General features: G+C 56.9%; 23 protein-coding genes. 15 read left to right on the top strand and 8 right to left on the bottom strand.

The window, feature by feature from the left end:
* Positions 1-151 precede the first annotated feature (151 nt).
* From STH12_RS18880 to STH12_RS18840, 9 genes are all read left to right on the top strand, one after another.
* Positions 152-964: an ABC transporter substrate-binding protein gene (locus STH12_RS18880; RefSeq protein WP_126168990.1), complete on the top strand. Its 813-nt coding sequence runs from the start codon at positions 152-154 to the stop codon at positions 962-964.
* A complete protein-coding gene (locus tag STH12_RS18875) occupies positions 961-1668 on the top strand; it encodes an ABC transporter permease (protein WP_126168989.1) in 708 nt (235 codons plus the stop codon). Before STH12_RS18880 ends, STH12_RS18875 begins: the two co-directional genes overlap by 4 nt.
* On the top strand, positions 1668-2366 hold the full coding sequence (locus STH12_RS18870) for an ABC transporter ATP-binding protein (protein ID WP_126168988.1): 699 nt from the start codon (positions 1668-1670) through the stop codon (positions 2364-2366). Before STH12_RS18875 ends, STH12_RS18870 begins: the two co-directional genes overlap by 1 nt.
* Entirely contained in the window at positions 2350-2940 is a 591-nt protein-coding gene (mobA, locus tag STH12_RS18865) for a molybdenum cofactor guanylyltransferase MobA (RefSeq protein ID WP_126168987.1), read from the top strand. Before STH12_RS18870 ends, mobA begins: the two co-directional genes overlap by 17 nt.
* 16 nt (positions 2941-2956) lie before the next feature.
* Positions 2957-4756: a bifunctional molybdopterin-guanine dinucleotide biosynthesis adaptor protein MobB/molybdopterin molybdotransferase MoeA gene (locus STH12_RS18860; RefSeq protein ID WP_126168986.1), complete on the top strand. Its 1800-nt coding sequence runs from the start codon at positions 2957-2959 to the stop codon at positions 4754-4756.
* Between the two features lie 9 nt (positions 4757-4765).
* A complete protein-coding gene (gene moaA, locus STH12_RS18855; protein ID WP_126168985.1) occupies positions 4766-5749 on the top strand; it encodes a GTP 3',8-cyclase MoaA in 984 nt (327 codons plus the stop codon).
* Between the two features lie 74 nt (positions 5750-5823).
* Positions 5824-6267 carry a hypothetical protein gene (locus STH12_RS18850; RefSeq protein WP_126168984.1) on the top strand — a complete coding sequence of 148 codons (444 nt, stop codon included), beginning with the start codon at positions 5824-5826 and terminating at the stop codon, positions 6265-6267.
* Positions 6268-6312: 45 nt separating this feature from the next.
* On the top strand, positions 6313-7128 hold the full coding sequence (gene mutM, locus STH12_RS18845; RefSeq protein WP_126168983.1) for a bifunctional DNA-formamidopyrimidine glycosylase/DNA-(apurinic or apyrimidinic site) lyase: 816 nt from the start codon (positions 6313-6315) through the stop codon (positions 7126-7128).
* Positions 7129-7305: 177 nt separating this feature from the next.
* Positions 7306-8196, top strand: a complete 891-nt coding sequence (locus STH12_RS18840) for a DMT family transporter (RefSeq protein WP_126168982.1) — start codon at positions 7306-7308, stop codon at positions 8194-8196.
* Positions 8197-8263: 67 nt separating this feature from the next.
* Here the strand turns inward: STH12_RS18840 and STH12_RS18835 are convergent, their stop codons facing one another.
* The gene (locus STH12_RS18835; protein WP_126168981.1) at positions 8264-9262 is read right to left on the bottom strand and encodes a sphingomyelin phosphodiesterase; all 999 of its coding nucleotides are present in this window, start codon (positions 9260-9262) and stop codon (positions 8264-8266) included.
* Between the two features lie 125 nt (positions 9263-9387).
* Positions 9388-10212 carry a helix-turn-helix transcriptional regulator gene (locus STH12_RS18830; protein WP_126168980.1) on the bottom strand — a complete coding sequence of 275 codons (825 nt, stop codon included), beginning with the start codon at positions 10210-10212 and terminating at the stop codon, positions 9388-9390.
* Between the two features lie 188 nt (positions 10213-10400).
* On the opposite strand from STH12_RS18830, the gene STH12_RS18825 reads away from it, so the two are divergent.
* The 5 genes from STH12_RS18825 to STH12_RS18805 all read left to right on the top strand — a co-directional run bounded on the left by STH12_RS18825 (position 10401) and on the right by STH12_RS18805 (position 15923).
* Positions 10401-11489, top strand: coding sequence for an ABC transporter ATP-binding protein (locus tag STH12_RS18825; protein WP_126169588.1), 1089 nt, complete (start codon positions 10401-10403; stop codon positions 11487-11489).
* An 86-nt stretch (positions 11490-11575) separates the two neighbouring features.
* Positions 11576-12724 (top strand): ABC transporter substrate-binding protein, encoded by a 1149-nt coding sequence (locus STH12_RS18820; RefSeq protein WP_126168979.1) that lies wholly within the window; start codon positions 11576-11578, stop codon positions 12722-12724.
* A gap of 23 nt (positions 12725-12747) precedes the next feature.
* A complete protein-coding gene (locus tag STH12_RS18815; protein ID WP_126168978.1) occupies positions 12748-13614 on the top strand; it encodes an ABC transporter permease in 867 nt (288 codons plus the stop codon).
* Positions 13615-13623: 9 nt separating this feature from the next.
* Entirely contained in the window at positions 13624-14457 is an 834-nt protein-coding gene (locus STH12_RS18810; RefSeq protein WP_126168977.1) for an ABC transporter permease, read from the top strand.
* The gene (locus STH12_RS18805; RefSeq protein ID WP_126168976.1) at positions 14457-15923 is read left to right on the top strand and encodes an aldehyde dehydrogenase family protein; all 1467 of its coding nucleotides are present in this window, start codon (positions 14457-14459) and stop codon (positions 15921-15923) included. The genes STH12_RS18810 and STH12_RS18805 overlap by 1 nt, the downstream gene beginning before the upstream one ends.
* Here STH12_RS18805 and STH12_RS18800 read toward each other — a convergent pair whose 3' ends face one another.
* The 6 genes from STH12_RS18800 to STH12_RS18775 all read right to left on the bottom strand — a co-directional run bounded on the left by STH12_RS18800 (position 15924) and on the right by STH12_RS18775 (position 21990).
* Positions 15924-17672 (bottom strand): ArnT family glycosyltransferase, encoded by a 1749-nt coding sequence (locus STH12_RS18800; RefSeq protein WP_126168975.1) that lies wholly within the window; start codon positions 17670-17672, stop codon positions 15924-15926.
* Between the two features lie 8 nt (positions 17673-17680).
* Entirely contained in the window at positions 17681-18358 is a 678-nt protein-coding gene (locus STH12_RS18795; RefSeq protein ID WP_126168974.1) for a TVP38/TMEM64 family protein, read from the bottom strand.
* Complete coding sequence (locus tag STH12_RS18790; RefSeq protein ID WP_126168973.1) at positions 18355-19086, bottom strand: glycosyltransferase family 2 protein; 732 nt, start codon at positions 19084-19086, stop codon at positions 18355-18357. The genes STH12_RS18795 and STH12_RS18790 overlap by 4 nt, the downstream gene beginning before the upstream one ends.
* A 147-nt stretch (positions 19087-19233) precedes the next feature.
* A complete protein-coding gene (locus STH12_RS18785; RefSeq protein ID WP_126168972.1) occupies positions 19234-20718 on the bottom strand; it encodes a capsule assembly Wzi family protein in 1485 nt (494 codons plus the stop codon).
* A gap of 19 nt (positions 20719-20737) precedes the next feature.
* A complete protein-coding gene (coaD, locus tag STH12_RS18780) occupies positions 20738-21223 on the bottom strand; it encodes a pantetheine-phosphate adenylyltransferase (RefSeq protein ID WP_126168971.1) in 486 nt (161 codons plus the stop codon).
* A gap of 11 nt (positions 21224-21234) precedes the next feature.
* Positions 21235-21990: a glycosyltransferase family 25 protein gene (locus STH12_RS18775; protein WP_126168970.1), complete on the bottom strand. Its 756-nt coding sequence runs from the start codon at positions 21988-21990 to the stop codon at positions 21235-21237.
* 152 nt (positions 21991-22142) lie between these two features.
* Here STH12_RS18775 and STH12_RS18770 point away from each other — a divergent pair, with 152 nt between their 5' ends.
* Positions 22143-22898, top strand: coding sequence for a glycosyltransferase family 2 protein (locus STH12_RS18770; protein ID WP_126168969.1), 756 nt, complete (start codon positions 22143-22145; stop codon positions 22896-22898).
* Position 22899: the final 1 nt, after the last annotated feature.

The raw sequence follows: 22899 nt of genomic DNA, 5'->3' as shown, positions 1-22899 counted from the left end.
CACTTGCGAGCTGCCTCACACTTTGTTCCGGGGACTGTGAAGCAAATCGCTATATATTCCTTGGCACCCAAATTGCTACAAGCAGCAGGAATAGCAACCCGACCCCAGGCCGGGCCATTTTTAAAGGCTAACAAAAAGCCAAGGAGAAACCATGTTCAGTACCAAACACCTTTTGGGCGCCGCACTGGCCGCAACGCTTATCAGCATTTACCCGGTTCAGGCCGAGGAAGTGATTAAACTGGCGACCACCACCAGTACCGAGAACTCCGGCCTGCTGAAAGAACTGCTGCCCACCTTCGAAGCCCAGAGCGGTTACAAGGTTCAGGTTATTGCCACCGGCACCGGCAAGGCGCTGGCCCTGGGTCGTCAGGGCGATGTGGATCTGGTAATGACCCACGCGCCATCGGCCGAAGCCAAGTTTGTGGAAGAAGGTTTTGGCACCGAGCCGCGCGGCATCATGGAAAACGACTTTGTGGTGCTTGGCCCCAAAAATGACCCTGCCAAAATCAAAGGCAGTGCCAACGCCGAAGAAGCGTTCAGCAAAATCGCCGCCTCAGGCGTGCCTTTCATTTCCCGCGGTGACGACTCAGGCACCCACAAGAAAGAACTGAAAATCTGGCAAGCCGCCAACGTAAAGCCCGACTTCAAAGGCTACACCTCTGTGGGTCAGGGCATGGGCAAAACCCTGCTGATGGCCAACGAAATGCAGGGCTATACCCTGTCTGACCGTGGCACTTACATTGCCTACAAGGGCAAGCTGGATCTGGATGTCGACTTCGATGGCGGCGCCACCCTGGCCAACCCCTATCAGGTGATCCTGATTAACTCTGCCAAGTACCCCAATCTGAACCACAAGGGTGCCAAGGCCCTGAGTGACTGGCTGATCAGCGCCGAAGGACAGAAGATGATCAATGACTTCAAGGTACAGGGAGAGCAACTCTTCAAGGCTACCTATCGTCAATGAATGAAGGCTGGTTCGCATTGATACAGCAGGCGCTTGGCCTGCTGTTTTCCCTCGATAAGGACGTTTGGTCCATCATTTGGGTGTCGTTCAGCGTATCGCTGGCGGCACTGCTTATCACCCTGGTGCCGTCGGTGCTGCTGGGCTTTGTGCTCGCCTTTAAGCAGTTCAGAGGCCGTAACTTTGTGCTCAATCTGGTGCAAACCCTGCAATCCATCCCCACAGTGGTGATTGGGCTGCTGGTGTACCTGCTATTGACCCGCATGGGCCCCCTTGGCGACCTGCGCTGGCTGTTTACCCAAAAGGGCATGATCCTCGGGCAAATGCTGATCTGCGCCCCTGTGCTGATTGCCATGAGCCAGGCCGCCTTTACCAGTGTCGACCGCCGCGCCTGGGAAACCGCCCTCACCCTTGGCGCCTCGCTGCCACGGGCCATTGCCATGGTCAGTCGTGAGCTGCGTGGACCATTGCTGCTGGCGGTCATCGCGGCCTTTTCCCGCATCGTCACCGAAGTGGGCTGCTCCATGATGGTGGGCGGCAATATCGAATATGTCACCCGTAACATTCCCACCGCCATTGCCCTTGAAACCAGTAAAGGCGACTTTGCCCAGGCGATCGCTCTGGGGCTGGTATTACTGTTTCTGGCGATTATTATGAACTTTGCCCTCGGAAGTCTGCGCGGCAAAAACCAGGTAAGGAGTCACTGATGGCCAGCATCATCGCCCGGGAACTGGGCATGAAGTTCCAGCAGCGACACTTGTTTGCCGGGGCCAACCTCACCTTCGCCCAAGGCGACTGCATCTACCTGATGGGCGACAATGGCAGCGGCAAAACCACCCTGATGAAAATCCTCGCTGGTCTGCAAGCCCCCAGCAGCGGTAGCGTGACGGCCGAAGGCTTTCCATCCAAGGGGCTTTGGCAAAAGAACAAGCTTCACGGCTGCGCCGTGTATCTGCATCAGCACCCGTACCTGTTCGACGGCACTGTCACCGAGAACCTGACCATGGCGGTGAAAATGGGCGTGCGCGACGCGTCAGTCAGCGCCAGCATCGAACAGGCGCTGGAGATGGCCAAACTTGGCCACCTGGCCCAGAGTCAGGCGAGCCATTTGTCAGGCGGTGAACGTCAGCGCCTTGCCATAGCCCGCGCCTGGCTGCTGAAACCCAAATTGCTGATGCTGGATGAACCTGTATCCAATATGGATAAGGAGTCCCGCGAGCTGGTGCAGGCCATGACCGCCCAGCTGAAAGCCGATGGCACCGGGCTTTTGATTGCCAGCCATCAGCACGGCCAGCTCACGGCGCTGTGCAACAGCCGCTGGCTGATTCAGGATGGCCGCATCGCCACCGACCTCGATATTCGTTTTCAACCTTCACAGGAAACCCACTATGTCCTTGCGAATTGATGCCGTGATCCTTGCCGGTGGCCAGGCCCGAAGAATGGGCGGCCAGGACAAGGGACTTGTCGAATTAATCGGCAAACCCATGATTGAACACGCCATAGATCGCATCCGGCCGCAGGTTAAGGAGATCCTGATCAACGCCAACCGCAATCAAAGTCGCTATGCTGACTACGCCGATACCGTATTTGGCGACGATGACAGCGGCTTTTTGGGCCCGCTGGCCGGCATGGTAGCCGCCATGGGCAAAACCCAGGCCGACCTCTTGTTGGTGGTGCCCTGCGACTGCCCTTGCCTGCCAAGGGATCTGGTGCCAAGACTCAAGGCCGCCATGGACGCCAACAACGCCGATGTGGCCGTTGCCAGCGATGGCGAGTACGAGCAGCCAGTAGTCATGCTGCTCAAGCCAGCGCTGCGTGACTCAATGAAGGCATTTTTGGATGCCGGTGAGCGCAAAATCGATTTTTGGTACGCCAAACACAAGGTGGCGGTGGAGTCCTTTGTCGACCAGCCAAACGCCTTTGTAAACGTCAATACGCCAGAGCAAGTAGAACAATTAACCCAGGCGCTGACTCAGTGATTTTTTAGAGGTGAGCATGACCACAGCCTTCCACAATCCGCTGCCCATTCCTGTGCTGGGCTTTTGTGCCTATAGCGGCACCGGCAAGACCACCTTACTGCTGAAGCTCATTCCAGAGCTCAATCGTCGCGGCCTCAAGCTCGCGGTTATCAAGCACGCCCACCACAACTTCGACGTGGATGTGCCCGGCAAAGACAGCTATGAGCTGCGTAAGGCCGGTGCCCGCCAGATGCTGGTGGCCTCCCATGTGCGCTGGGCACTGATGACCGAAGATCCCCGCGATTCAGACCCAGAACTCACCCACCTGCTTAAGCAAATCGAAGCCGACAAGGTAGATATAGTGCTGGTGGAAGGCTTTAAAAAGCTCGCCCTGCCCAAGGTGGAACTGCACCGCGCCGCCCACGGCAAGCCGTTTATTCATACTGAAGATCCCAACATTCTGGCGGTAGCCTGCTGCGACGACACCATACTGCCTGGCGACACCCCGAGGCTTGATATCAACAACGTCAGCAATATCGCCGACTTTGTCGAAAACCATATTCGCAACTGGCGTCCGGCCTGCCCTGCACTGCCACTGGCCCCAAGCTGCGGCTGCGAAGCGGATATGAGTAAAACTCTGTCGGTGCGTCAGGGTATAGATGCCATTCTCGAGCGGGTGCGGCCGGTGACAGAAACCGAATTTGCCGCCCTCGATGAACTGGACGGCCGGGTACTCTCCAAAGATGCGATTTCCCCCGTGGATGTACCCCAGCAAACCAACTCGGCGATGGATGGCTTTGCCTTTCGCTTTAGCGACCCCATGCCAGAATCACTGTCCATTGTTGGCAGTTCCTTTGCCGGACACGGCTTTGATGGCACTGTCGGCGCAGGAGAAGCGGTACGCATTATGACAGGCGCGCCGCTGCCGGCCGGGGCTGACTCGGTGCAGCCGCGGGAGATGGCCGACGACAAGGGCGACAGTGTCAGCCTGCAGGGCAAATTGACCATAGGGCAGCACGTACGCCTTGCCGGTGAAGATATTGCCGAAGGCGCGGTGGCGCTGCCTGGTGCCAGCCGCATTAATGCCGCTGCGGCAGGACTTTTGGCTTCGCTTGGCTTTGATAAGGTGAAGGTTAACCGCCGCCCACGGGTAGCTGTGTTCTCCACCGGCGATGAAGTCTCGGCGCCGGGCGAACCGCTCAAGCCCAGCTGCATTTACGACTCCAACCGCTTCACCATCAAGGCCATGGCCAAACGCCTCGGCTGTGAAGTCATCGACCTTGGCATTATTGAAGACAGCGAAGCGAGCCTGATGGCAGCACTGCAAGACGGCGCCAGCCGCGCCGATGTGGTGATAAGCTCCGGCGGCGTATCGGTTGGCGATGCCGATTACATCAAAACCGCGCTGGCAAAGCTTGGCCAGATTGGCTTTTGGCGTATCAACATGCGTCCCGGACGTCCGCTTGCCTTTGGTGAAATAGACAAGGCACTGTTTTTCGGCCTGCCCGGCAATCCGGTGGCAGTGATGGTGTCCTTCCTGCAATTTGTGCAGCCGGCACTGCGCAAACTTGCCGGCGAGAAAGACTATGCCCCCAAATTCATCCCCGCCATTGCCGATGAGCCGCTGCGCAGCCGCAGCGGTCGCACCGAGTTCTTCCGCGGTATTTACCGCCTTGGTGACGATGGCCGCCTGCATGTGAAAACCACAGGCGCCCAGGGCTCGGGCATGCTCAGTTCAATGGTCAAAGGCAATTGCCTGATTGTGATTGGCGAGCCCGACGAGCAACTGGCTGCGGGCAGCACTGTCTACATTCAGCCATTCGCCGATTTACTCTAAGGCCGCATCATGCAAACCCTTTGCGACAGCTTTGGCCGGACAGTGGAGTATCTGCGCCTGTCGGTAACCGACCGCTGTGATTTTCGCTGCGTTTACTGCATGGAAGAAGACCCCTGCTTTCTGGCCAAGGAGCAGGTACTGAGCCTCGAAGAACTGGCGCTTATCGGCCGCGCCTTTACCGAACTTGGGGTGAAAAAAATTCGTCTGACCGGCGGCGAGCCACTTATTCGCACCGACTGCGAAGAGCTGGTAAAGCAGCTTGGCAGTCTGCCGGGGCTCGACGACCTGTCGATGACCACCAATGGCTCACGCCTCGCCAAGCTGGCGCCCTCGTTAAAGGCCGCTGGGCTTAAGCGGCTTAACATCAGCCTGGATACCTTAAAGGGCGAGCGTTTCTCGGCGCTGACCCGCAATGGCAAGCTGGAGCGGGTCGTGGCAGGCATAGATGCCGCCATAGCCGCCGGCTTTAAGCGCATCAAAATCAACTCGGTGATCTTAAAAGACCAGAACGACGATGAGGTGCTGGATCTGGTGGAATTTTGCCGCAGCCGCAAGCTCGACATTGCCTTTATCGAAGAGATGCCCATTGGAGTGATGGATGAGCGGGAGTCATCCCGCCACTTATCCAGCGACGCGGTGCGGGCCATCATTGAAAGCCGCTATCCGCTCAGTTTGTCGGACAAACGCACCGGCGGTCCGGCGCGCTACTACCGCATGAGTGACAGCCCGATACATATCGGCTTTATCTCTCCCCACAGCCACAACTTCTGCCACGAGTGCAATCGGGTGCGGGTTACCGTGGAAGGCAGGTTACTGCTGTGCCTTGGCAACGAGCATTCGGTGGATCTCAAGGCGGTGCTGCGCCAGCATCCCGGTGATATAGAGCGCCTTAAAGCTGCCATCAGCGCCGCCATGCCACTTAAGCCCCGTGAACACAGGTTCGACACCGGAGAGGTGCAAATCCTGCGGTTTATGAACGCCACCGGCGGCTGAACCTTCGCCAATAGCCGTGATACACTGAGTGCCAGCATAACGCTGGCACTGTGTTTTTATGGGGTGAGATTTTTATGGCAATCAAGCGCCGCACCTGGAACAACATCATTATTATCGCCTGCATCGGCATGGTGTCGGTGCTGACGCTGCTCGACAGGCAAATGAACAGCCTGCCGGACGATGCCGTGCCCCTGTTTGACGACGCCACGCCGCTGACCGGCCTGCAATTGGACGGGCTGGCGCTGGAGCGCAAAGGCGGCGTGTTTGCCTGCGATAAGGATGTCAGCAACTGTGAAGGCTGGGGTAAAGCCTGGCTTGAGGTGAAAGTCTCTCCCATGAGCAAAACGCCTGAGCTGCCGAAGAATCCAAAAGAGCTGGTTATTCGTATTGGCACACTTGAGCCGCAGGTGTGGCTGATGTTCGATGACGGCATACTCAAGTCGCCCCAGGGCCACTGGTACCTGGTTCCGCCCAGCCTGCGGCTGGCACTGGAGCCAAAGCTCGCCACCAGTCACTGAATCTTTGTCACCACTGTATTTTTGCCTGATTAGCTGGAATAACCCATGCCTGAATTGCCGGAAGTAGAAGTTACCCGCCAGGGAATTGCCCCCCACCTCGAAGGCAACCTGGTCGAAGCCCTTATCGTGCGTAACGCCAGCCTGCGCTGGCCCGTGCCTGAACTCGCCCAGCGTATCGTCGGCCAAACCATTCGCGCAGTGCGCCGCCGCGCCAAGTACCTGCTTATCGACACAGACGCCGGCACCAGCATAGTGCATCTGGGCATGTCCGGCAGCCTGCGGGTATTGCCCAAAGACACCCCGGTAGAAAAGCACGACCATATCGATTTGGTGATGCAAAACGGTCGGGTACTGAGGTTTAACGATCCGCGCCGCTTTGGGGCCTGGCTCTGGTGTGAACTGCCGGAAGAAGCCCATCCGCTGCTGGAAAAACTCGGCCCCGAGCCCCTGTCATCGGCATTCCACGCCGAGCATCTGATTGCCGCCCTCAAGGGCAAGAAGAAGGCCATCAAGCTGTGCCTGATGGATAACGCCATAGTGGTGGGAGTGGGGAACATCTACGCCAACGAGGCGCTGTTTGCCGCCGGGATCCACCCAGAAGCCGAAGCCGGCAAGGTCGATGCCAAACGCCTGACGGTGCTCACCGCCGAGGTGAAAGCCATCCTCGCCCAGGCTATCAAGCAAGGGGGTACCACCCTGAAGGATTTTACCAATGCCGATGGCAAACCCGGCTACTTTGCTCAGAAGCTGCATGTGTATGGTCGCGGCGGTCAGCCCTGCACCGAATGTGGGCATCTGTTGTCTGAAATCCGCCTTGGTCAGCGCACCACGGTTTTCTGCCCCCTGTGTCAGCGTAAATAAATTCATCTATATCGCCGCTGATAATGATTTTATGCCATTAATGGGTGAATATTTGTACGCTATAAATTCACCAGTATGCTATGCCCACATCGGCTGCTGGTGAATTATTGCCCGACTCACTATAATGGCGCTCCTTTTGCCGTGCTGTGTGCGGTTTTGTTCAGAGTGGGTCACCCCGTGAGTTACGAATATCTCGCCCTACTGGCTGCGGCCTGCTGGGCTGTTGGCAGTTTGATGTCTGCCACCGCCTCTACCCATTTGGGTGCCTTCGCCTTTACCCGGCTGCGGATGCTGAGCGCCAGCCTGATGCTGTGGCTTATCGCACTGATGATGGGCAGCTGGCAAACCCTGACACCCGATAGCCTGTGGCTTTTGGCCGTATCGGGCATCATAGGTATCTTTATTGGTGATACGGCGCTGTTTGCCGCCATGAACCGCCTCGGCCCCCGTCGTGCCGGGGTGCTGTTTGCCACCCACTCACTGTTTTCGGCACTGCTGGCCTATCTGTTCCTCGGTGAAACCCTCTGGGGCTGGACTCTGATTGGCAGTTCGCTGCTGATAAGCGGCGTGATGACCGCCATCTTGTTTGGCAAGCGCAAGGGTGAAGAACATGCCTGGGAGAGCGGCAATCAGCAGATCAAGCGCGGCATCGCCCTGGCGCTGCTCTCCGCTCTGTGTCAGTCGGTATCGACTTTGATGCTCAAACCCCTGATGGAAACCGACATAGATGCGGTGGCCGCCTCGGCGGTACGCATGAGCACCGCCTTTGGGCTGCATTTTGCCCTGCTGGTACTGGGCTTTTCGGTGGCCAAAGCCAAGAGCCCGGCCACGCCCAAGGTGTTGGCTCTGACCGTTGGCAACGCCGCGCTGTCGATGGTGCTGGGTATGACGCTGATTTTGCAGGCTCTGAAACATGGCAACGCAGGACTGGTGGCAATTTTATCTTCGGTCAGCCCGATCCTGGTGCTGCCGCTGCTGTGGCTGGTGTACCGCAAAAGCCCGGCTATCGGCGCCTGGCTGGGCGCTGCCATGACAGTGGCAGGAACCATGCTGATCCTGGTGCATTAACCCGGCAGTCAATAGCAGCTATCAAAAAGCCCCTCGCAAGGGGCTTTTTTGTGGCTTCATCAAAGGATCAGAAGCTGAAATTCACCTGCACCGGATAGTGATCCGACAGCTCTTTGTAGTAGCCGTTGTGGTAGTAGCGGCCACTGCTCAGGTTCCAGTAGCCCTTGAGATACCACCAGTACCAATTCTCGGCCGCCTTGGGATAACGTACCGCCATCTCAGGGGCATTCAGCGGCTGTTTGTGATCCTTATGCCAGAAGATGTAATCCAGGGTATCGTTGTAATCCAGGCTGTAATCAAAGTAGTAGGCATTGGCCTTGGTGAACCAGTTGTACTTGGCCGGGAAAGAGCCAATTTCCGGGGTCTGAAAATGCAGGCCGCCGCGCACTGCCGCCAGCATATCGGCCACTTCATCCTGCTTGCTCCATTCCACATTCATATCGCCGCCGATAATCACAGGCTCTGAGGCAGGAATGGCTTGTGCTTCAATAAACGACTGAATTTCTGCGAGTTGCCCCAGGCGCACCTGATGTTCCTGTGCCGTATCGCCGTCATGGGTGGCCTGCAGATGGGTACCAATCAGGTGAAAACGCTCGCCGTTCTTGTCGATTTCCACATAGGCAAAGCCCTTGTTGGAATAGTAATCCCAGCTGCCCTGCAGACTGTGGTTAAACACGTGGGCCTTGCGTTTGATGATGGGATATTGCGACAAAATCACCACGCCGCCGCGGATCACCACCGGCGAATTGGAGCAGTTGCCGCTGAGGGCATCCCAGCCACGGCCGCTGCAATCCAGGCCGACGATTGGCGTCTGGTAGGGGTACTGCGTCGCCAGCCTGGCGAGGGCGCGCTCCGACTCGCTGTTGAATGCTTCGCTGATTAACAGCACTTCGGGTCTGTCATCCAGGGCAGCAATCACGCCGGGCAGGCGCTCGGCACGATTGGCCTGATCCCAGTCCTGCACGTTCAACTGCATGATGTTATAGGCCATCACCTTGAGCGACTCGGCAAAGCTGTGGGGGGCGAACAGTATCAGGGTAAACAACAAAATCTGATGCTTCTTCATGTGTGCATCTCCAGTCCATATGGTTATTGGTATTGTGATTTCCCGGCAGAAATCACTGCCGGAACAGCCAATACACCACAGGCCTGTGTCAGTGAGATGTAATTTGAATAAAAGCTTTATGAAAATCAGCCGTCTTTGCGAATCGAATCGAGGAATGCCAGAAATAATTCCGAGTGGGACGACACCCCCAGTTTGGCGTACAAATTCTTACGATGAATTTTCACCGTACCGGCGCAAATCGACAGCTCCTTACTGATAGACGCGCTCGAGTGCCCCCGCAGCAGCAGGCGGCAAATCTGCTGCTCCCGCCGGGTAAGCTGCTCCTTGCCAAACTCCAGAAACCCCTGCTCAAGCCGTTCGTGCAGGCTGTCTTTGGCAGGCCTTTCACCAAAACCGAAGCGGCCGTCGCGCCACAGGTTAGCCACAAAGGCCCGCACCAGAGGTTCGAACTGCCGCAATCTGTGCTTTTCGGCTTCATCGAAACGCTGACGATGATCGGCCCGCATCAGGGACACCACGGTACGGATCCCCGGCGCCGCCTCACCGAAGTAACCAATCTCGTCCCGCAGCAGCATCCGCCGGTAGTACGACAAATAGTATTCACTCAGGAAGAAGTGGTCCGGCGCCAGATCGCGAATGCCATAGAGATTGGCGGGCACTGCGTCGTAACTCGCCTTGTAGAAGGGGTCCAGCAGATAGGGGCCCGCCTGATAGTCGCTGACAAAATCACGGTACTGCTCGGCAGAAAAGGTATGAAACAGGCATAAAGGCACTTCTTCGCCGCTATAGGCAAACACCACGCAGTGGTCGAAGTCGCAGGCCCGCTTCAACATGGCCACCAGCTCCAACGCACTCTGGCCATCGGCCGCCCCGGTAAATACCCGGCCTATGTCCTCCACCCATTCCAGCAGTGGCCATCTCTCGGTTTGCGGGGCTGTCAGCGCCTCCATGGTCGCCTCCTGTCAGCATTAAGCGTTCAATATACTTAACAAAATGAGTCCGTATATGGAATGCAAAACGGCAAAATTATGGAGAAAAAATATACCTACAGGGATATGTAACGATAATTTTCAGCCTCTTATGCTGGCTAATACTTGAGTGCCATAGCCAGTGGCGGTAATGACCGGATGCAAATGTGATGAATGAATTTGACATAGAGTTCAGACAGGTTTCCAAGCGTTTTGGGGATCTGAACGCCGTGGACAACATCAGTTTTTCGGTTCCCAAGGGAGCATTCCACTCCTTTTTGGGCGCCTCCGGCTGCGGCAAAACCACCACACTAAGGATGATTGCCGGTTTCGAGCAGGCAAGCTGCGGCGAGGTCTTTATCGACGGCGAGCCCATGAACGGTATTCCGGCCTTTGAGCGTCCGGTCAACATGGTGTTTCAGCACTATGCCCTGTTCCCCCATATGAATGTGGCCGCCAATGTCGGCTATGGTCTGGCCTATCACAAGCCCAAACTCAGCAAAGCCGAGCTCGACAAGCGGGTGGATGAAGCGCTGGAAATGGTGCGTATGGGCCAATTCAAGACCCGGCGGATTTGGGAGCTTTCCGGCGGTCAGCAGCAGCGGGTGGCACTGGCAAGGGCATTGGTGAATAAACCCAAGGTGCTGTTACTGGACGAGCCGCTGGCGGCACTGGACCGTAAGCTTCGCAAAGAGATGCAAACCGAGCTGCTCAGACTGCAGCGGGAAGTGGGCATCACCTTTGTGATGGTGACCCACGATCAGGAAGAGGCGCTGTCACTGTCGGATCAGATTTCGGTAATGAAGGACGGCCGCATCATTCAAACCGCCAGCCCAAGGGAGCTGTACGATCACCCAGGCAGCGCCTATGTGGCCGACTTTATCGGCGAATCCAATCTGTTTTTCGGCGAGCTTCAGACCATCGACGGCAATACCCTCACGGTGAAAACCCCCAAGGGTGTGCTGCTGGCGGGTCGCAGCAGTGAAGGCGCCAGCGCCCTCACCCCGGGGGCCGAGTGCTGCATTTCGGTGCGGCCAGACCATATCCGCCTCAGCAAGCCCTCGGGGCAGCCGCAGGAGCTGGCCAAGGTTATCGACCAGATATTCCTTGGCAACCTGACCGAGTACCAACTGGCCTCTGAGCGTCACGGCACCCTCACGGTTCGTCTGCACGAAGGCAGCGACCAGGCGCCCCTGGACCACGGTGAACTGGTGGCGCTGGAGTGGGCCGCCGACAAGGCAGTCGCCCTGCCGCTTTAATATAACGATTTGTATTAACTCACATTCTCGATGTTTGCAGTGAGAAAAAAATAACGCCGCCACAGCGGCATGAAAGGAGTCAGACCATGAAGAACATCGACAGAAACACCTTTGCCAAAGAACTTGAGCGGCTGCGTAAAGGCAGCATCAGCCGCCGTGAGTTTTTGCGGGTCACCGGCCTTGGTATGGCCACCACTGTGATGGCCAGCGGCATGGCAGGCAGCCTGATGAGCGCCGCCGCCCGCGCCGGTGAAAAAGATATAGGCGATCGGGTTGCGCTGGCCACCTGGCCCAACTATCACGATGCGAAGAATTTCAATGAGTTTGCCGCCAAAACCGGCGCCAATGTGCAGGTGAATGTGTTTGGCTCCAACGAAGAGATGCTGGCCAAGTTGCAGGCCGGTGGCACCGGCTGGGACGTGTTTGTGCCCACCAACTACACCATCAGCACTTACGTCGAACTCGGGCTTATCGAGCCGCTCGATGTCAGCCGCCTGCCCAACTTCCGCCCCGAGGCCTATGAGAAACGCTTTATGGAGCAGGGCATTATCGACGGAAAAGTCTATGCCGTGCCCAAAAACTGGGGCACCACAGGCATCGTCTTTAACAGCAAACGCATCAAGTCGATGACCAGCTGGAAAGACTTCTTCGACGTGACCCGTGACTACGGCTCGGGCGGCACCATAGTGCACGACTACCAGCTCACCACCATTGGCAACGCACTCAAGTATTTCGGCTTCAGCTTCAACTCCTGTGAACCCGCCGAGCTGGCCAAGGCCGAGGCGCTGCTGCTGGACTGCAAGCCGCACCTGTATGCCATTACCTCGGATTATCAGCCGCCACTGAGAAACGGCGATGCCTGGATGTCCATGTGCTGGACCGGCGATGGCTCGCAGCTGCACAGAGACATGCCGGAAATGAAGTACATCCTCGGCCGCGAGGGTGGCGAGCTGTGGAGCGACTTCTACGCCATTCCCAAGAGCGCCGAGCACAAGGATGCAGCCTACGCCCTGATTAACCACCTGCTGGCACCGGCCACCAATGCTGCCGAGGTTCTGGCCCACGGTTACCCCAGTGGCGACAGCCGGGTCGATGCCCTGCTGCCCAAGACCATGTTGGAAGACCCCATCATGTACCCCGCCGCCGAGCTGCTGTCGGCACTGGAATTTGGTGCGGCCGCCACCCTGATAAACCCGGACCGCGCCGAGCTTATCGCCCGCTTTAAATCGGCCTGATAAGCAAAACCAAGGAGAAAACCATGGCCAGCCATGCCCTCGTCGCGCCGGGTCTCAAGTCCCGGATACTGATGCTGCTGCCCGCCTCGCTGGGGTTCCTGTTGCTGCTGATGCTGCCCATCGCCGTGATCCTGGCGTTCAGCGTTGGCGAGCGCGGCCCCGCCGGCGGTTATGTCGGCGGCTTCACCCTGGAGCACTACGCCAATCTGGGGGCGCGCTGGTCGGCCTTTAAAAATACGCTGGTGCTGGCACCACTTGGCACCCTCGGGTGCCTGTTGGTGGCCTATCCGCTGGCGTACTTTCTGGCGGTGAAGGCCAGCCGCTGGAAGTCGCTGCTGCTGACCCTGGTAATAGTGCCCTTCTGGACCAGTTTTCTTATCCGCACCTATGCCTGGATTTATATTCTCGGCGGCAAGGGCCTGCCCGCGCTGCTCGAAGGCATAGGGTTTGAGTATGTGCGGATGCTCAACACCCCGGGGGCCATCACCCTTGGCATCATTTACGGCTATTTGCCGCTGATGGTGTTCCCGATTTTTGTCACCCTCGACAAGCTGGATAAGCGGCTGCTGGAAGCCTCGGCGGACCTTGGCGGCAACCGGCTGTCGACCTTCCTGCGGATAACACTGCCGCTGTCGATGCCCGGCATCATCACCGGAGTGATGCTGGTGTTTATCCTGCTGATGGGGGAGTTCCTTATTCCGGCCATTCTCGGCGGCGGCAAGGTGTTCTTTGTCGGTAATGCCCTGGTGGATCTGTTCCTGCAGTCACGCAACTGGCCCTTTGGCGCCGCCATCGCCATGACTCTGGTGGCACTGATGCTGGTGATTATTGGCCTGTATCTGCGGCTGGTAAGGCGCTTCAACGACCGTCAGGCCCTGGCCGCGATTTAGGAGTTCAAAATGCTCAGAGGCTACTCGACCCTGGTTTACCTGTTTTTGTACGCGCCGATCCTGTTGGTGGTGGTGTTTGCCTTTAATGCCGGCAGCCACGCCACCAGCTTCGAGTGCTGCGGTGTCAGCTGGTTTGGCAAGGTCACCGACAACCCCTTTATGATGGAGGCGCTGTACAACAGCCTGCGCATCGCCCTCACCTCGGCGGTTATCGCCACCGTGTTTGGCACCATGGCGGTGCTGGCATTGGAAGATGTGAAAGGGCCGCTCAGAGCCACCGTCGATGGTCTTACCTACAGCGCCATTATCATCCCCGGCATAGTGATTGGCATCGCCAGCCTGTCGGCGATGAAGACCCTGTTCGATATGGCCAACCCTGTGATTGAAGCCATTTGGCCGGGCATCTTCGGCGAAGCCCCAAGATTGCAGATGGGCTTTTGGACCGTGGTCGCCTCCCACAGCCTGTTCACCATGGCGCTGGTAATGGTGATAGTACGCACCCGACTTGAAACCATGGACAAGCGGCTTATTGAGGCCTCGTTCGACCTCTACGCCAGCCCGCGTCAGACCCTGCTGCGGGTGACTCTGCCCTATTTGACCCCCGGGATTCTGGCGGCCTTCCTGCTGGCATTCACCTTCAGCTTCGATGACTTCATCATCGCCTTCTTTGTGGCGGGCAGTGAAACCACGCTGCCGATTTATATCTTCTCCTCCATTCGCCGCGGGGTAACCCCGGAGGTGAATGCCATTTCCACCCTGATCATCTGTGTCTCTCTGGCGCTGCTGTTTTCGGCCAGACTGCTCGAAACCCGCGGCCTGAACCGCAGCAAGAGGAATGCATAATGAAAGAGCATCTGTATATCAATGGCGAGTGGGTCAGCCCGGATCTGGGCGGCGGCTTCGATGTGATAAACCCGGCCACCGAAGAGGTATTTCACCGCGCCCCCGCCGGCAGCGAGGAAGACATCAATCATGCGGTCAACGCCGCCCGCAATGCCTTCGAGGGTGACTGGCGCAAGACCACAGGCAAGGACAGGGCCGCGCTACTGAACGGCATCGCCGACTGCATCGAGCGCGACAAGGACACCCTCGCCCACCTGGAAGTGACCGACAACGGCAAGCCGCTGCCCGAGGCACTTTGGGATATAGAAGACACCGCCGGTTGTTTTCGTTATTACGCTGAACTTGCCGAAACCCTCGATGAGCAGCAGGACACGCCGCTGCCCCTGCCGGATGCGCGTTTCAGCTGCCATATCCGCCACGAGCCCATTGGCGTGGCCGGGCAAATCATTCCCTGGAACTACCCCATGCTGATGGCGGCCTGGAAGGTCGCCCCCGCACTGGCGGCCGGGGCCACCATGGTGCTCAAGCCCTCGGAGCTGACTCCCATCACGGCACTGGAGCTTGGCAGCTATGCCGATGAAGTCGGCCTGCCTGCGGGGGTGCTCAACATAGTTACCGGCCTTGGAGTCGAGGCCGGGGTGCCTCTGGCGCGCCATCCGGGGGTCGATAAACTCGCCTTCACCGGCAGCGTGCCCACAGGCAGCAAAATCATGTCAGCGGCGGCGCAGCAGATTAAAAATGTCAGCCTGGAGCTTGGCGGTAAATCGGCCTTTATCCTGTTCGACGATGCGGATATCGAAGCCGCGGTGGAATGGGTGATGTTCGGCATCTTCTGGAATCAGGGCCAGGTGTGCAGCGCCACTTCAAGACTGCTGGTGCAACACGACATTGCCGACCGCTTCCTAGCGAGACTTAAACAGGAAGCGGACAAGCTCCCCCTCGGCAACGGCATGGAACCCGGGGTACTGCTGGGGCCACTGGTGAGCCGCGAGCAATACCACAAGGTGCTGCGCTTTATCGACTCGGCCCGCATGGATGGCGTTGAGATGCTTTGCGGCGGCGATGCGGGTATGGAAAAGGGCTACTTTGTGCGCCCCACTGTGCTGCTGGAGCCGCCGCTGAATCATCCCGTGTGGAGCGACGAAATCTTCGGCCCTGTGCTGGCGGTGAAGCGTTTCAAAACCGAGGCCGAAGCGGTGCAGCTCGCCAATCAGTCCCGCTTCGGGCTGGCGGCGGCGGTGATGTCGGCGGATCAGGACCGCTGTGCCCGGGTCGCCAACACCATGCGCGCCGGCATTGTGTGGATCAACTGCTCTCAACCCACCTTCAGCCAGGCGCCCTGGGGCGGCATGAAGCAGTCCGGCATCGGCCGCGAGCTTGGCCACTGGGGCCTCCACAACTACCTGGAAACCAAGCAGGTTACCCGTTATCAAGCGAGCGAGCCCTGGGGCTGGTATCTGAAGTAATCAGTCCTTGAGCCAATGCCCGGGATGGTCTGTATGGTATCTGTATTGCCGCACAGGCGCCGGGCAATCGGCGCTCATGGCCCTCTCGTCCACCAACATCCACTCATCCCTGTGGGCTATGCCCATGCTCTGCCCCAGTGACAGGTCGAAGCAGTCCAGTTCCGGCCCCTTGGGGATCAGCAGATAGCGTTTATCTCCGGCGGCCTTGCCTTCGGCAAGCCAGGCCCAGGCGTTGCGCTCCTGCTCTTCAACCGGCGCCAGGTAACTGAAATGGGTCACCGACATGGGCGAGAACAAAATGAACTGCTCCTTGAATTTCACCAGCCCGAGCTCGGCATCTTCCCCTATGGTATCGGCGGTATGCTGCATCAGCGCCTGCGGGGTGCGCATGGGGTCCAGCATCGGATAACCAAAGGTGCCAATCAGCAACCAACCCAGCAGGGTGACGGCGCCCGCCCCCAGCAGGGATGAGCGGCTTCTGAGCCACCAGATCAGCCCAAGCCAGGCAGCACCCAGGGCGATAAACAGGATGCCGATGCCAGTCAGGTCATTGGTGTAATCGGCAAGGCGCTCGGCCAGTTTGGGATGATGCGCCAGAGCCAGTACGCCCACCAGCACCACAAGCACACCGAGGAACCACAGCAGCCCCTTCACCAATAGCTCAAACCAACGCCTGGGCGTTTCGCCATCGAGCATGGCGGCCATGGCAAGGCAGGCCATGGGCAGAGCCGGCAGGATATAGACGTTACGCTTACCGGGGCTTAGGCTGAAGAACACCACCACCAGTAACACCCACAGCAGCAATATGGCGACCACGGGGTCAGCCTTGAGCCGTTGCCAGAGTTTTTTAGCGTGGGCGATGGCCAGCAGCGGCAAAGGGAACCACAGCCAGGGAATGACGCTCAGCACGAAAAAGTACCAGGGCTTGATATGGTGCCAGGCGTTAACGTAGCGCTCACCGGTTTGTTTAAATAGGATATTTTGCATGTAGGCCTGATGCTCAGGGGTCGCATCCAGCCACACCGCCAGCAGCATGGGGATAAGCCAGCAGCCAATCACCGCCAGCATCACCAGTGGACCGGCTGCCACCTTCCACGACCAGGCATTGTGGGGTAACAGCGCCCTGCCGGTAACTGTGCGCCAGCGATACCAGGCCAGCGGCAGCAACATTAATAGCGGCAGAAAACCCACGCCCTTGGTAATCACCCCAAGCCCCATAAAGCCCCAGGCGATAAAGAACCAACGCCAGTTCGGCCCCAGCACAAAGTGGCGGATAAGGCCGTAGCAACCGACGGTGATCCAGCAGGCCACCATGGCATCTATCTGGGCATTCTTGGCCTGCATCAAAAACTGCGGCACCAGCAGCAACAGCAGTGCGGCGTTTCGTCCCACGCGCACGCTCCACAGGCGGCAACCCAGATCGTAAACCAGCATCACGGTAATCAGACCGCAGAGGGCATTGGGGATCAAAAATGCCAGCTTGAGATTACCAATCAGCGCATAACAGGCGGCAATGGCCCACATAAACACCGGCGGTTTATCAGGATAAAATTCGCCGCCACGGGTGGGAAACAGCCACTCGCCGCCCATTACCATTTCACGGGCAACTTCCACAAAGCGCGGCTCATCCGCAGGCCAGGGCGAGCGCAGCCCCATACCAATCAGCATCACCAGGGTGGTCAGTACCAAGAGTGACCAGAACACCCTCTGTTTATTGTCATCCTTAAAAAAGCCCAGCAGATAATCCATACCCGTCCCTATGCTTCTTCAGCCAATTCATCCACCTGGCGTTTGAGGTGGCTGCGATACAAGAAGGCGCCGATGGCGCTCGATAGAATAAAGAGCCCTATGCTGATCCCAAGTTGCACATGGTCAGCAAGACCAATGCCCGCACCGGCAAAGCTGAAAATCAGCATTTGCGGCAAATAGCCAATGGCGCTGCCAAGCACAAAGCCGCCCACACCAACTTTGGTGGTACCGGCCAGGAGATTGGTCAGCAGATTGCTGCCCACGGGCAGCAGACGGATCATCAATACCTTAAGCCAGGTGTTGCTGGCTATCAGCGCCTCAAACCGCTCAAGTCGGTGGCCAAAGCGGCGACGCAGACTGCTTCGCACAGTCAGGCGCGCAAAGTAAAAGCTCATCAGGCAGCCAAGCACCGCCGCCAACGTGGAAAACAGCGCCCCATAAAAGCCGCCCATGGCAAAGCCGCAAACAAAGGCAATGGCCTGCCTTGGGCCGCCCACGGCGGTAAACAGACTGCCCGCCATCAGCAGCACAGCCATGGCCTGCACCCCGCCTTCTTTAACAAAACGGGCCACCCAGTTGGAGTCGGTGAGATGATCGAACCAGCCTTCCCTGGCCGCCAGCATAAGTGCCAGCAACACCAGTAAGGTCAGGCTGAGTTTACCGAGGCGTTTAAGATGGGTTTTCATGGCTGGATATGGTCGTCAATCCGCTCGACTTCAGCCACCTTGCCGCGGCGGATAAGCCACATTACCCCCATCAAATCGACTATGCCCACCCAGGCCCGATTCCAGGCGTTGTACTTTGACACACCAGCCTGCCTGTCCCTGTGGTTCACTTCACTGACATGCACTTCGCCGCCGAGGCGTTTGATCAGCGCGGGCAGATAACGGTGCATATGGTTAAAGTGCGGCAGACGCAAAAAGGTTTCCCGCGGGAAGAGTTTAAGACCGCAGCCGGTGTCCGGCACGCCGTCATTGAGCAGGGCATCGCGCACCTTATTGGCAACTCGGGACTGAAAACGTTTCCAGGCGGTGTCTTTGCGGTTTTTACGGTAACCGGCGATACAAAAGTGCGGATTGGTGACCTTATTGGCCACAGCTATCATCGCCGGAATATCGGCAGGATCGTTTTGGCCGTCAGCATCCAGGGTCACTATCCAGTCACCCTTGGCATTGAGCACACCGGTATGCACCGCGGTGCTCTGGCCGGTGCTGTTTTTGTGGCGCACAACCCGGGCATTGCAGCCGCATTCGTTGGCGGCATCCAACACTTCCTGGCCGGTGGCGTCACCGCTGCCATCATCGACCACGACAATTTCGAATGTTTGTTCTTCTTGAAGGGCGGCGGCAATTTCCCTGACCAGATTGCCGATGTTTCCCGTCTCATCTTTGGCGGGGATTACCACAGAAATCATTGACCTAAAACTCCTTTTGGCGGTATGCCGTATGGCCAGCATATCGTACGCAAGCCGTAAAGGATAGGGGGGATTTCTTTCGTAAACATGACAAAAAAGCGCGCCGGATGGCGCGCTTTTTACGATTTGATAACACTCATTCGGCGATTAGAAACGGTACTCGTAGCTGCCAAATACAGTCGCATCATTGCTGGAGTCGAGCTCGTAGTCTGACTTGGACACTGTGCCGCCCAGAGTCACCATACCGCTCAGCAGCGGTTGACGATAAGACACCTCCAGCATCAGCAGGTCTTCTTTCACAGGCTGAGGTGCCCACTTATTACCGGTACTGACGCCGTCCTTGTTCAGCTGCGCATAACGCAGGTAGGCGCTGATGCCCTTGCTGTCACTGAACTGGCCAATCAGGCCCAGCACCCAGGTTTCGGCGTCGCTGTCGTAGGTCGAACCCAGCGAACGGCGATAGTAGCGCGAACCGGAAAGATAGGTTGAATGTTCATAGAAGCAGTTGAAACTGTTGCTGTTTTCACTACAGGCCACCAGGGTGTCGGTGTACTCAACGAAAAGCTTATACTGCTGATCTTTAAAGCCAAAACGGGTATCAACACCGGCCATCTTGGCGCAGTCCGCCAGATCCCATGGCATGGGGCCACTGGAGTCTTCACAGGTACGCTCGAGGTAAATGCCCACGGGCACATCGAACCAGGTGTCGGCGTAGCGGATGTCCCAACCGGCCATCTGGTTACCCAGGCGCGAATTCAACGAAGGGTCGCAGTCCACAGAACCATCGGCACATTCACCACCGCCGGAGATGGTATCCCAGAAGGTACCCAGACCACAGTCCTGACCTTCGCCGCACATCTGCACCGTCCAGGAGGCACCAATTTCCACCTGTTTGATGGGGCGCAGGGTGCCGCGAAAATTCCACAGCAAGGTATCTTCAACCGCTCTGTCATCGTTCATCCAACTGATGCCCGTGGTCAGGGTCCAGGGACCAATCCACGACAGCCAGGGCGTTTCAAAGGCTGCCGCGTTATTGCGGCTCAGCATCAGTGACGGCATGGGACGGGCATTATTGGACTTGTGCAGCGCGGTATCGAATCCCGGGCCCCACCACTGCTCCACGGCACCGGCAGAAATCACCCAGTTGCCCAGCACTACAGCCGCCCAGGAATCGTCGAGGCGGAAGTCTTTATCATCCTGCGCATCGTAGGCGGCAGTGGCCGACAGCTTAAAGGCAAAGCGGTTGTCCATGTATTCATGGGAGGCTTTCAGCTCGCCCTTTTCACGGTAATCGCTGCCGTAATGCTGGAACCGCGCCGCATCGGTTGCGGCTGCGCCCTTGATACGGGTATTGCCGCGATTGTCCACCGCCTGACGATAGTAATAGTTAACCCGCGCGTAGGCAGCAGCTACATCCGGCGCCATCATCGACGGCTCAGCCTTGCCCAGATCCACGCCAATACCGGCCCACATCAGCGGAAAGGTATTCACCGGCATGGTGATCACCCCGGCATCAGCCAGCGCCTGAATATCGGCTCTGAGATAAACATCGGAAGAATCCACCCAGGGGGCGGCCTGCGCCTGGGAAGCCAGCAGTGCCAGACTCAGGGCAGATAAAGACAAGTACTTCATTAAAATCCCTTTTTAACTGTTACTTTTTACGGGGCAGCGCCAGCAGCTCGGCCGCAACCTCGGGGTGCACAAATTGGCTCACATCGCCGCCATGCAGTGCCACTTCTTTCACCAGAGTGGAAGAAATAAAGGAGTTTTCTTCGGCAGGGGTGAGAAACACACTCTCAAGCTCGGGGCTTAAGCGGCGGTTCATGTTAGCGAGCTGGAATTCGTATTCAAAGTCAGAAACTGCACGCAGGCCCCGCACCAGCACGCTGGCCTGCTGCTCTTTGGCGAAGTCCACCAGCAGCCCGGTAAAACCCACCACTTCCACATTATCCAGATGAGCGGTGACCTTGCGCAGCAGCTCCACCCGTTTCTCCAGTGAAAAACGTGGCTGCTTGGATGGGCTGGCCGCCACTCCGATAATCACATGCTTAAACAGATTCGCCGCTCTTTCTATCAGATCGGCATGACCATTGGTGACCGGATCAAAGGTTCCCGGGTAAATGGCTCTCGTGTGCATGCTCAGCGCTCCTATCGCTCAATAATCTTTGGCAGAGCGCCCATATTACCTCGGTTTTTGAGCAGTGACAGCTCATAGCACAGCTTTTGCCACAAACGTTTGCATCTGTTGCGCTCAACCTGACGTCTGTCGGCGGTTTTATTGATTTCACTGCCAAAGTCGCCATTCAGCACCGGAAACGGTCGGCTCACCAGACAATGCAGGTCCTTTTCAAACCAATACTGGATATCCATATCGATGGGTCTGGCAATGGGATAGGCGCTCGCGAGCAGTTTTTTCGCGCCGCTGGCCGAAACAAACTGCCCCGTGGTGGTCGAGGGCAGCTTCAAACAGCGGCAAAGGCTCAGGCCATTGCCTAAATCGAGTGTCTCCAGGGTGTCCTTGGTTTTGCTGCCATGGGAAAGCTTGATGTAGTCCCAATCGTTGGACAAACGTGGCAAAGCTTCGATAAAGCCTTTGATTTCTGGCGTTAATATCGCATCGTCTTCGAGGATAAGCGCAAAATCCAGCTCATCGGCAACAATACGCTCCCAGCAGCGCACATGGCTTAAATAGCAGCCGATTTCACCGTCATTGAGGATCTTGTCGTACTTGCGCTGATTCGCTTCCAGGTTAAATACCTGCGCTTTTTCATCGGCCGACAGCAAGCTGCCGCGCACGGCGCTGACCCTTTCATAGGGCAGGCCAAGGTCTTCCAGTTGTTTGGCCATGGACGTCATTCTGTCCACGCTGGAATCCAAATTAATTACCAGGACGCTATACTTCATTCGTCTTAGTCTCAATAAACTACAAGAGCGGGATTCTACCATAAGAGATGTCATTTTATTCGGCATCAGTAGCGGAATGAAACCGAGTTAACAAGACATTCAACAGACTGATGATATAATTCGCAGCCTGAACCTAAACTGTCGAGATCATCATGAAACTGCCAATCAGCGTTTTTATCATCACCAAAAACGAAGAGAAGCATCTGGCTAAAACCTTAGCCAGTGTTCAGTGCATGGATGAAATCATCTTGGTGGACTCTGGCAGCACAGATAAAACTCTGGAAATTGCCAGAGAATATGGCGCCACGGTTTATCATCAGGACTGGCTTGGATATGCCAAACAAAAACAACATGCTATGTCACTTTGCAAGCACGAGTGGGTATTGAATCTCGACGGTGACGAGGCCATCACCCCAGAGCTGGTGGCGGCTTTCGAAGAGATCATGACTCAGGATAAAGCAGACAGCGTACGTTTTTGGCGCAACGATATTTTTATTGGCGAGCCACTTTCCCGCTTCAGTAAAAAAGCCAACAACCACAGGTTCTATAAAAAGTCGAAATCCCACTTTGACGGCTCAAGAATGGCGCACGAAAGTGCTACTGTTGACGGCAAAGAGATATTTATCAACCTGGCCTTCAATCATTATGGTTACGATTCAATATCAGCCATAACCACAAAAAATAACACTTATTCAACATTGAAGGCGAAAGAGAAATATACCAAAGGCAAAGGTTATTCTCTGGCGAAATTAGTCTTGATATTCCCGCTGGTGTTTATAAAAGAGTATATTTTTCAACGTAAAGTATTTTCCGGCAAACGTGGGTTTATTTTGTCCATCATGGAGGCTTATTACGCTTTTATGAAGGAAGCCAAATTATTTGAATTCCACGAGCAGGACAAACGCTGAT

It is taken from the genome of Shewanella khirikhana (genome assembly GCF_003957745.1).
In the GTDB taxonomy this organism is placed as follows: Bacteria; Pseudomonadota; Gammaproteobacteria; order Enterobacterales; family Shewanellaceae; genus Shewanella; species Shewanella khirikhana.
The sequence above is the reverse complement of the archived record's forward strand: the minus strand, read 5'-3'. Positions and strand labels throughout refer to the sequence as shown.

What these genes read in the sequence shown, in the direction of transcription:
- STH12_RS18880 (WP_126168990.1), top strand. Translation starts at nt 152, where the DNA reads ATGTTCAGTACCAAACACCTTTTGGGCGCCGCACTGGCCGCAACGCTT.
- STH12_RS18875 (WP_126168989.1), top strand. Translation starts at nt 961, where the DNA reads ATGAATGAAGGCTGGTTCGCATTGATACAGCAGGCGCTTGGCCTGCTG.
- STH12_RS18870 (WP_126168988.1), top strand. Translation starts at nt 1,668, where the DNA reads ATGGCCAGCATCATCGCCCGGGAACTGGGCATGAAGTTCCAGCAGCGA.
- mobA (WP_126168987.1), top strand. Translation starts at nt 2,350, where the DNA reads ATGTCCTTGCGAATTGATGCCGTGATCCTTGCCGGTGGCCAGGCCCGA.
- STH12_RS18860 (WP_126168986.1), top strand. Translation starts at nt 2,957, where the DNA reads ATGACCACAGCCTTCCACAATCCGCTGCCCATTCCTGTGCTGGGCTTT.
- moaA (WP_126168985.1), top strand. Translation starts at nt 4,766, where the DNA reads ATGCAAACCCTTTGCGACAGCTTTGGCCGGACAGTGGAGTATCTGCGC.
- STH12_RS18850 (WP_126168984.1), top strand. Translation starts at nt 5,824, where the DNA reads ATGGCAATCAAGCGCCGCACCTGGAACAACATCATTATTATCGCCTGC.
- mutM (WP_126168983.1), top strand. Translation starts at nt 6,313, where the DNA reads ATGCCTGAATTGCCGGAAGTAGAAGTTACCCGCCAGGGAATTGCCCCC.
- STH12_RS18835 (WP_126168981.1), bottom strand. Translation starts at nt 9,262, where the DNA reads ATGAAGAAGCATCAGATTTTGTTGTTTACCCTGATACTGTTCGCCCCC.
- STH12_RS18830 (WP_126168980.1), bottom strand. Translation starts at nt 10,212, where the DNA reads ATGGAGGCGCTGACAGCCCCGCAAACCGAGAGATGGCCACTGCTGGAA.
- STH12_RS18825 (WP_126169588.1), top strand. Translation starts at nt 10,401, where the DNA reads ATGAATGAATTTGACATAGAGTTCAGACAGGTTTCCAAGCGTTTTGGG.
- STH12_RS18820 (WP_126168979.1), top strand. Translation starts at nt 11,576, where the DNA reads ATGAAGAACATCGACAGAAACACCTTTGCCAAAGAACTTGAGCGGCTG.
- STH12_RS18815 (WP_126168978.1), top strand. Translation starts at nt 12,748, where the DNA reads ATGGCCAGCCATGCCCTCGTCGCGCCGGGTCTCAAGTCCCGGATACTG.
- STH12_RS18810 (WP_126168977.1), top strand. Translation starts at nt 13,624, where the DNA reads ATGCTCAGAGGCTACTCGACCCTGGTTTACCTGTTTTTGTACGCGCCG.
- STH12_RS18805 (WP_126168976.1), top strand. Translation starts at nt 14,457, where the DNA reads ATGAAAGAGCATCTGTATATCAATGGCGAGTGGGTCAGCCCGGATCTG.
- STH12_RS18800 (WP_126168975.1), bottom strand. Translation starts at nt 17,672, where the DNA reads ATGGATTATCTGCTGGGCTTTTTTAAGGATGACAATAAACAGAGGGTG.
- STH12_RS18795 (WP_126168974.1), bottom strand. Translation starts at nt 18,358, where the DNA reads ATGAAAACCCATCTTAAACGCCTCGGTAAACTCAGCCTGACCTTACTG.
- STH12_RS18790 (WP_126168973.1), bottom strand. Translation starts at nt 19,086, where the DNA reads ATGATTTCTGTGGTAATCCCCGCCAAAGATGAGACGGGAAACATCGGC.
- STH12_RS18785 (WP_126168972.1), bottom strand. Translation starts at nt 20,718, where the DNA reads ATGAAGTACTTGTCTTTATCTGCCCTGAGTCTGGCACTGCTGGCTTCC.
- coaD (WP_126168971.1), bottom strand. Translation starts at nt 21,223, where the DNA reads ATGCACACGAGAGCCATTTACCCGGGAACCTTTGATCCGGTCACCAAT.
- STH12_RS18775 (WP_126168970.1), bottom strand. Translation starts at nt 21,990, where the DNA reads ATGAAGTATAGCGTCCTGGTAATTAATTTGGATTCCAGCGTGGACAGA.
- STH12_RS18770 (WP_126168969.1), top strand. Translation starts at nt 22,143, where the DNA reads ATGAAACTGCCAATCAGCGTTTTTATCATCACCAAAAACGAAGAGAAG.